The sequence below is a fragment of the Roseateles sp. P5_B10 genome (assembly GCF_056400485.1).
Genome location: NZ_JBFULE010000230.1, coordinates 1 through 7,130, shown reverse-complemented (window position 1 = coordinate 7,130; position 7,130 = coordinate 1). Strand labels below are relative to the sequence as shown.

Annotated in this window: 8 protein-coding genes; 3 read left to right on the top strand and 5 right to left on the bottom strand. The window is 72.4% G+C overall.

Annotation, left to right across the window (positions count from 1 at the left end; genetic code table 11):
* Window positions 1-235: 235 nt before the first annotated feature.
* Complete coding sequence (locus tag AC1DU6_RS15250) at window positions 236-682, top strand: response regulator (protein WP_477858076.1); 447 nt, start codon at window positions 236-238, stop codon at window positions 680-682.
* A 164-nt stretch (window positions 683-846) separates the two neighbouring features.
* Here AC1DU6_RS15250 and AC1DU6_RS15245 read toward each other — a convergent pair whose 3' ends face one another.
* From AC1DU6_RS15245 to AC1DU6_RS15235, 3 genes are all read right to left on the bottom strand, one after another.
* Window positions 847-1,971, bottom strand: coding sequence for a zinc-binding metallopeptidase family protein (locus tag AC1DU6_RS15245; protein ID WP_457320658.1), 1,125 nt, complete (start codon window positions 1,969-1,971; stop codon window positions 847-849).
* Window positions 1,972-2,043: 72 nt separating this feature from the next.
* Entirely contained in the window at window positions 2,044-3,216 is a 1,173-nt protein-coding gene (locus AC1DU6_RS15240) for a glycosyltransferase family 4 protein (RefSeq protein WP_477858074.1), read from the bottom strand.
* A gap of 73 nt (window positions 3,217-3,289) precedes the next feature.
* Complete coding sequence (locus AC1DU6_RS15235) at window positions 3,290-4,372, bottom strand: DNA topoisomerase IB (RefSeq protein WP_457320655.1); 1,083 nt, start codon at window positions 4,370-4,372, stop codon at window positions 3,290-3,292.
* Between the two features lie 52 nt (window positions 4,373-4,424).
* Between AC1DU6_RS15235 and AC1DU6_RS15230 the strand changes: the two genes are divergently transcribed.
* Entirely contained in the window at window positions 4,425-5,657 is a 1,233-nt protein-coding gene (locus AC1DU6_RS15230; protein ID WP_477858072.1) for a glycosyltransferase, read from the top strand.
* Window positions 5,654-6,538 carry a DUF2334 domain-containing protein gene (locus tag AC1DU6_RS15225; protein ID WP_457391675.1) on the top strand — a complete coding sequence of 295 codons (885 nt, stop codon included), beginning with the start codon at window positions 5,654-5,656 and terminating at the stop codon, window positions 6,536-6,538. The genes AC1DU6_RS15230 and AC1DU6_RS15225 overlap by 4 nt, the downstream gene beginning before the upstream one ends.
* On the opposite strand, the gene AC1DU6_RS15220 is transcribed toward AC1DU6_RS15225, so the two are convergent.
* On the bottom strand, window positions 6,433-6,726 hold the full coding sequence (locus tag AC1DU6_RS15220; RefSeq protein ID WP_457391676.1) for a hypothetical protein: 294 nt from the start codon (window positions 6,724-6,726) through the stop codon (window positions 6,433-6,435). The genes AC1DU6_RS15225 and AC1DU6_RS15220 overlap by 106 nt on opposite strands.
* A 61-nt stretch (window positions 6,727-6,787) precedes the next feature.
* Window positions 6,788-7,130, bottom strand: a 343-nt coding sequence (locus AC1DU6_RS15215) for a helix-turn-helix domain-containing protein (protein ID WP_477858069.1), incomplete at its 5' end; no start/stop codon positions are given.

Genomic DNA, 7,130 nt, shown 5'->3' with positions numbered 1-7,130 from the left:
GCCATGGCCTGGCCGGCGCGGGCGGCCTGGCCCGCCTCGGGGAATGAAATGACGACGTGGCCGACCGGCTTGAAGACGCCGAAGCTGCGCGGCGCGTCGGTGGTGGCGGCGGAAGTGGACATAGATGGGCCCTGGTTGGCGAGAGCCCGTCAGTGGCAAGGGCGGTGCCCGGCTTGCATCGCGGCGCCGGGCACGCGGATTGCCACCAGGCCTGAGCTTTCATTCCGGAGGACCCATGCCCAGCCCAGCCCGCCGACCCGTTCTCTATGTCGAGGACCACCCGGTCAATGCGCTGTTGRTGGCCGCGATTCTGGAAAGACGGCCTCAACTGGAGCTCCTCGTCGCCACCACGGGCGAAGAGGCGCTTTGCATGGCGGCCGGCCTGCACCCCGCCCTGCTGCTGCTCGACCTGGGCCTGCCCGATTGCCACGGCAGCCGGTTGCTCGGCCTGCTGCGGGCGCTGCCTGGCTGCGAGTCGGTGCCAGCCGTGGCCGTGACGGCCGACGTCAACTTCCCGGTCGAGGACTGGGGCTTCTGCGAACTGTGGCCCAAGCCGCTGAATGTCGACGAGGTGCTGGCTCGCCTGGATGCGCGGGTGGGTACCCATCCCTCGCCGCCGCCGCAGTTGCCTGAGCTGCACACCCGGCCGGCACCGGTCGCACTGGCGCCGCACTGGCGCTGAGAGCTGCCGCGGGCACTGCCATGCCCGCATGACGCAACCGTCTTCACGGCCCGCGGACGGCACGCGCGCTCCGCGCCGCGACGGCAACTAAGGCCTGGCAGCGGCCCCGCGCCGGGGCCGCTGCTCGGGCGCGAAAAATGCGCACAGCAGTGGGCGGCCCAACCTCATGACCGAGCACCTTGCACGACGCGGTGCACCAGGTGCAGCTTGCGCACCGCCTGCGCCGGCAGCACGAAGGGATAGAAGTCGGCCACGCCCATGCTGCGTGACAGCTCGTTGAGCACGCCGGTCAGTTCCATCCAGCTGTTGACGAGCTGCAGAAAACCGGCATCCGCCACCAGGTTGGCGTCGAAGCGTTCGTAGTTCAACTCGACCCGCTCGCCATCCAGGCCGAAGCTGCGGGCCGTGTCCAGCGTGTCGACCAGATGCAGGTAGTGCGCCCAGGTCTCGGCCCAATCCTCCCAGGGGTGGGCGCTGGCGTAGGCGCTGACGAAACGCTGGCCCCAGTCGGGGGGCGCGCCGTTGGCGTAGTGGCGCTGGAGCGCCTGGCCATAGTCCTCGCGCTCGTCGCCGAAGAGTTCGCGCCAGACGGGCAGCCAGTCCGTCGGCTCGACGAGGCGCTGCCAGTAGTAGTGGCCGGTCTCGTGGCGCAGATGGCCCAGCAGCGTGCGGTAGGGCTCGCCGAGCTGATGGCGCCGGGCCTCGCGGCGCGCGTCGTCGGCCTCGGACACGTCCAGCGTGATGACGCCATCGGCATGGCCGGTGATGACGGCCGGGCCTTCGGGGGGCGCCAGCAGCAGGTCAAAGGCCAGGCCGTGCTCGGCATCCTCGGCGCGCGACAGCACCGGCAGGCCCAGGCCGATCAACGATGACACCAGGCGGCGCTTGGCCGCTTCGATGCGCCCCCACCAAAGGCCGGCTTCGGGCTGGGACAGGTCAGGCACGATACGCGTCAGCCGGCAGCAGCGGCACAGCGTGAAGCCGGCCATCACTTCCGTGACGTCCAGCAGCCAGTTGCACGCGGCCGCGCTGTCCAGGTTGCCACAGCGCGCGTAGCGGGGCGCGCGGCGTGCCGGCACGCCGGCCTCGCGCCAGCCGCCGCGGCCTGAGCGTGTGGGTGCGGCCTCCAGCGCCAGCAACTGGCCCCGAGCGGGGGCATAACCCAGCGGCCGGTGGCAGGCCAGGCATTCGCTGTTGCGGAAGAACACCGGCCGGCCGCAGGCGCAGCTGAACGCCCGCGGCGTGGTCGGTGATGGCACGGCGTGCCGCGTGGCAGCAACGGAGCTCACCAGGCGCTCCAGCACAGCATCAGGCCAGCCGTTACGCGCAGGTCCAGCTCGGCGCTGCGCAGGCGATCGGCATCAAGCCAGGGCGGCATAGCGCGGCACGGTCCGGGCGGCCGCAGCCAGTTGCAGCAGCTGCTGCTCGAAGCGGCGCTGCACGCTGCCCCAGTCGGCCTGGAGGGCGTCCAGCCGCGCTTCCATGCGCAGCAGGCCGTCGGGCGCGGAGGCATCCAGGGCGCGGGTGGCCGCATCCAGGAAGGCATCGGCGGCGTCCAGGCCCTGGCAGACCGGTGCCAGGCAGCCACTGACACCGTCGCGCACATGCTGGGCGGCGGCGCCGGTGTCGAACGCGGCGACGGCCAGGCCGCTGGCCAGGGCTTCGAGCGTCACATTGCCGAAGGTCTCGGTCTGGCTGGGAAAGAGGAAGACGTCGGCGCTGGCGTAGTGGCGGGCCAGCGCGAGGCCCGTCTGCATGCCGACGAAGCGCGCCGTCGAGTGGGTGCGCTCGAGCTTCGCGCGCAGCGGGCCGTCGCCGACCACCACCATGCRCAGCCCCGGACGGCGGGCGCTCAGGCGCTCGAAGGTCTGCAACGCCAGGCTCGCGTTCTTCTCCGGCGCCAGCCGGCCGACATAGAGCATGACGCGGTGATCGTTGCCGATGCGCCATTCGCGGCGCAACCGCAGGTCGCGGCGATCAGGCGAGAACAGCTTGGCGTCGACGCCCCGGCCCAGCACCCGCAGGCGCTCGAAGCCGTGGGCGGCGAGTTCACGCTGCAGCTCCGCGGTCGGCACGAAGTTGAGGTCGGCCATGCCATGCAGGCGCTTCAGATAGCCCAGCACGACGGTCTCCAGCCAGCCCAGGCCGTAGTGGCCGCAATAGGCGTGGAAGTTGGTGCGGAAGTCGGCGCTGCGGGGAACGCCCTCGGCGTGCGCAGCGCGCAGCGCGGCCCAGCCCAGCGGGCCGGGTGTCGTCACATGCACGAGATCGGGCGGACCGCCGCATTCGCGCCACAGCGCGCGCAGCCCCGCCGACGTGGCCAAGCCGTAGCGCAGCTCGGGATACATCGGGATGGGCCCGCCGCCGCAGCGCCATTCCCGCTCGTCGCGGCGGGCCGCTTCACCCGGCTGGCGCGGCCGGATCAGCTGCACCTCGTGCCCGACGTCGCGCAGATGCCGCAGGGCGCGCTCGGCCGTCAGGGCCACGCCGTTGATCTCCGGCGGGAAGGTCTCGGTGACATAGGCGATGCGCACGACGCTTCACTCCGGCTGTTGCATTCCGCCGTCATGGCAAGTGGAATGCCCGCCCCTTCCTGGCCCTTGCTGCTCAGGTCGACCGAGCGGCCGCCCGGGAGCGCAGCAGGGCCATCAACTGGCGCTCGGCGGCGCTCAGGCCGGACCGGGCCGAAGGCGCCGCCGCCCACGGCTGGGCGCGCAGCGCGGCGCGGGCCGCCTCATCGCTCAGCGCGTCGCCCAGGGCCAGCACGCGGGGGTGGATGTAAGCCTTGCGGCAAACCGCGGGGGTGTTGCCCAGGCGCTTGGCCACGGCGGCCAGCAGTTGCTGCGGCCGGCAGGGCTCGGCGCCTTCGGCACAGGCCTGCAGCGTCAACTGCAGGGCCAGCACGCTGCCATGCCAGGTGCGAAAGTCCTTGGCCGTCACGCGCCGGCCGGCGGCCTCGGCCAGCCAGGCATTGACGTCCGCCGAGTCGACGGGATGGGTCTGRCCGCCCTCGTCGAGATAGCGGAACAGCTCCTGGCCGGGCAGCTCGCGGCAGCGGCGCACGATGCGGGCGACACGGCGGTCGCTCACGCTGACCGAGTGGCGCACGCCGCTCTTGCCGACAAAGGACAGCCGGATGGCGTCACCCTGCACGCCGGCATGGCGGTTGCGCAGCGTCGACAGGCCGTAGGAGCCGTTCTCGCGCGCATAGGCACTGTTGCCGATGCGCAGCCAGGTGGTGTCCAGCAGGCGCACCAAAGTGGCCAGCACGCGCTCGCGGGTGGGCTCGCCCTGCCCCGCCAGCGCGCGCTGCACGCGTCGGCGCAGCCGTGGCAGCACGGCGCCAAAGCGCAGCAGGCCGTCGAACTTGGTCTGGCCGCGGCCGGCCATCCAGTCGGAGTGATAGCGGTATTGCTTGCGCCCGCGCGCATCGCGGCCGGTGGCCTGCAGATGGCTGTCGGCATGCGGGCTGATCCAGACCTGCTGCCAGGCCGGTGGAATGGCCAGCTTGCGGATGCGCGCGAGCGTGGCGTCGTCACGGACACGCCGGCCTTGGGCGTCCCGGTATTGGAAGCCGCCGGAAGTCGCCGGCTCGCGGCGGATGCCGGGACCCGTATCGCTGAGCCAGCGCAGGCCGGCCTGGCGCGCCTGGCGAACCTCCGGGGCCCGGGATGACGGCGGATTGGGCATGTCGTGCCCAGGCAGGCGACGTGCCAGGCATGCCGATTGCCGCCGCGCCGCAATGCATGCGAACCACGCCGTGCCCGAGCAGCAGGTCCAGGAGACGCGTCCTGGTGCGGGCCCCCATCTGCTGGATGTATCGATGTTCTGGGGCGCCACGGGCGGCGTGCGGCGCGTATTGACGGCCAAGCATGAGCGGCTGCGCCCGCTGGGCTGGCGGCACACGGTCATCGCGCCCGGCGCCCAGGGTCCCGGCATGGTGGACTGTGGCGGCATGCCCCTGCCCCGCAGCGGCGGCTACCGCATGGTGCTGGGCCGGGGCCGTGCGCTGCGGCAGATCGAATTCGTCGCGCCCGACATCGTCGAATCCGCCGACCCCTATGTACTGGCCTGGGCGTCGCTGGCCGCGGCGGAGCAGTTGCGCATCCCGGCCGTGGCCTTCTGCCACAGCAACCTGCCCCAGCTGGCGGCGCGCCTGGCGGGCGGCCCCGAAGGCACACGCCTGGGGCGCGGCGCCGAGCGCTGGGCCCGGCGCTATCTGGTCAACCTCTACCGCCATTTCGATCTCGTCATGGCCCCCAGCAGCGGCATGGTGCAGCTGCTGCAGTCCTGGGGCGTGCCGCGCGTGACGCTGCAGCCCCTGGGCGTGGACTGCTCGGCCTTCACGCCCTGCGCGCGCGACGCCGCCTGGCGGCTGCAGTTTTGCAGCGACCACGGCCTGGCGCCGGATACGCGCCTGTTCATCTACACCGGCCGCTTCGCATTGGAGAAGAACCTGCAGCTGCTGGCCGATGCGGTCGCCCTGCTGGGGCGCGGCCATGTGCTGCTGGCCGTGGGCGACGGGCCGGCGCCGCCGCTTGGCGAACAGGTGCTGGTGCTGCCGCCGGAACACGACAGCCGGCAACTGGCCCGCATGGTGGCCAGCTGCGATGCTTACGTGCACGCCGGCGACCAGGAGACCTTCGGCCTGGGTGTGCTCGAGGCCATGGCCTGCGGCACGCCGGTGGTGGTCGCCAGTGCCGGCGGCCTGGCCGAACTGGCGCGCGACGCGGGACTGCTGGTGGACCGGCCGCGGGCCGGCTCCTGGGCTGAAGCGATGGACGCCAGCCTGGACGGCAACCAGGCGGTTCAGCGCCGCAACGCCCTGGCGCGCGCCCAAGCGCAGGACTGGCCGCACGTGATGGCGCAGATGACGCGGCGCTACACCGCCCTGCTCGGCCGCCAGCCCACACTGGTTGCGCCGGCCCGCAACCCGGCTCTGCCGCTGGCCAATCGGCTGGCACGCCAGCGTTGACGGCGCCGACCCGAGCGGCCGGCGCCGTGTGCGTCGTGCTGCACGACGTGTCACCGGCGCGCTGGGACGGCTGCCTGCGCGTGCTGGCTGAACTGCGCCGCTGTGCCAGCCATGCCGGCGTGCGGCTGCCGCTGTCCCTGCTCGTGGTGCCCCGCATGCACGGCGATGCGGAAGTGCCGCCGCGCTATCTGCGCTGGTTGCGCGGCATGGCCGGCGCCGGCCATGAACTGCTGCTGCACGGCCTCACCCACAGCGACGAAGGCCCGCCGCTGCGCGGCCTGGGCGACTATCTGCTGCGCCGCCACTACACGGCGGGCGAGGGCGAGTTTGCCGCCCTGTCCCACGCGCAGGCCATGCAACGGCTGCGCGAGGGCCGTACCTGGGCCGGCGACCACGGTCTGCCCATGGACGGCTTCGTCGCGCCGGCCTGGCTGCTCGCCCCACCGGCGCTGCAAGCCGTTGCCGACGCAGGCTTTCGCCACACCTGCACGCTGACCGAGGTCATCGCCCTGCCACACCGGCATGTGCTGCCGGCGCCCAGCCTGGTGTTCAGCACACGCACGGCCTGGCGCCGCGGGCTGTCATTGGCCTGGAACAGCCTGCAGGCGCGCCGCGCCCGCGAGGCGCCGCTGCTGCGCCTGGAGCTGCATCCGGGCGACGCGGATCACCGCGCCGTGGTGCGCTGCTGGACGCGGCTGCTCGACGAGGCCCTGCGCACGCGCACGCCGCTGCGCCTGGCCGAGGCGGCGCAGATGGCGCGGGTGCTAGCGGGGCATCAGCGGGGGCTGCTGCGCGAGCTCAATAGGTGCCACAGCGCAAACACCAGTGTGCCGACCGCCGCCGCAACGAGGGCGGAGCGCACCGGCTCGTCGCGCACATAGCCCACGGTCCGCTCGCGGACCTGCGAGACGCCGGAGCGCATGTTGCGCAGTACCGGCGCCATGGCGTCGCGCGCTTCGCTCACGCCGTCGGCCAGATGGTCCAGGCCGCGCCGCGCGGCGTTCTGCGCCTTCTGCAGGCCATGCCGCGAAGCATCGGCCGCATCGTCAACCCAATCTGCGTGACCCATGGTGCTTCCTTCATCAKAGTGTCGGAATGCAGTTGGGGCAATCCGCGCGCCGTGCCCGCGCTCAGTCGCGCTGCGGGGGGCCGCCGAGATCCGCAGCCGCGCTGCCTTCGGCTGCATATTCCTTCAGCCGGTTGTACAGCGTCTTCAGGCTGATCCCCAGCACCGCAGCTGTGCGTTCCTTGTGGTGGTTGAAGTGGCGCAGCGTGGCCAGCATCAGCGCGCGTTCGGCCTGCGCCACGCTGGAGCCGATGGGCAGGGTGATGAAGGGCATGTCGGCATCGGCGTTCAGCATCTCGGGCAGCCGCGCCGGCGACGGCGGGATACCGACCGGCGGCGCCGCTGGCAGGTCTTGCGGCCCCTGGCCTCCCCAAGTCGAAGTGACTCCCGTCTCTTCGCTGCCGGGC

Excerpts from the sequence above, each read along its gene's own strand:
- AC1DU6_RS15230 (WP_477858072.1), top strand. The coding sequence starts at position 4,425 with ATGCATGCGAACCACGCCGTGCCCGAGCAGCAGGTCCAGGAGACGCGT.
- AC1DU6_RS15220 (WP_457391676.1), bottom strand. The coding sequence starts at position 6,726 with ATGGGTCACGCAGATTGGGTTGACGATGCGGCCGATGCTTCGCGGCAT.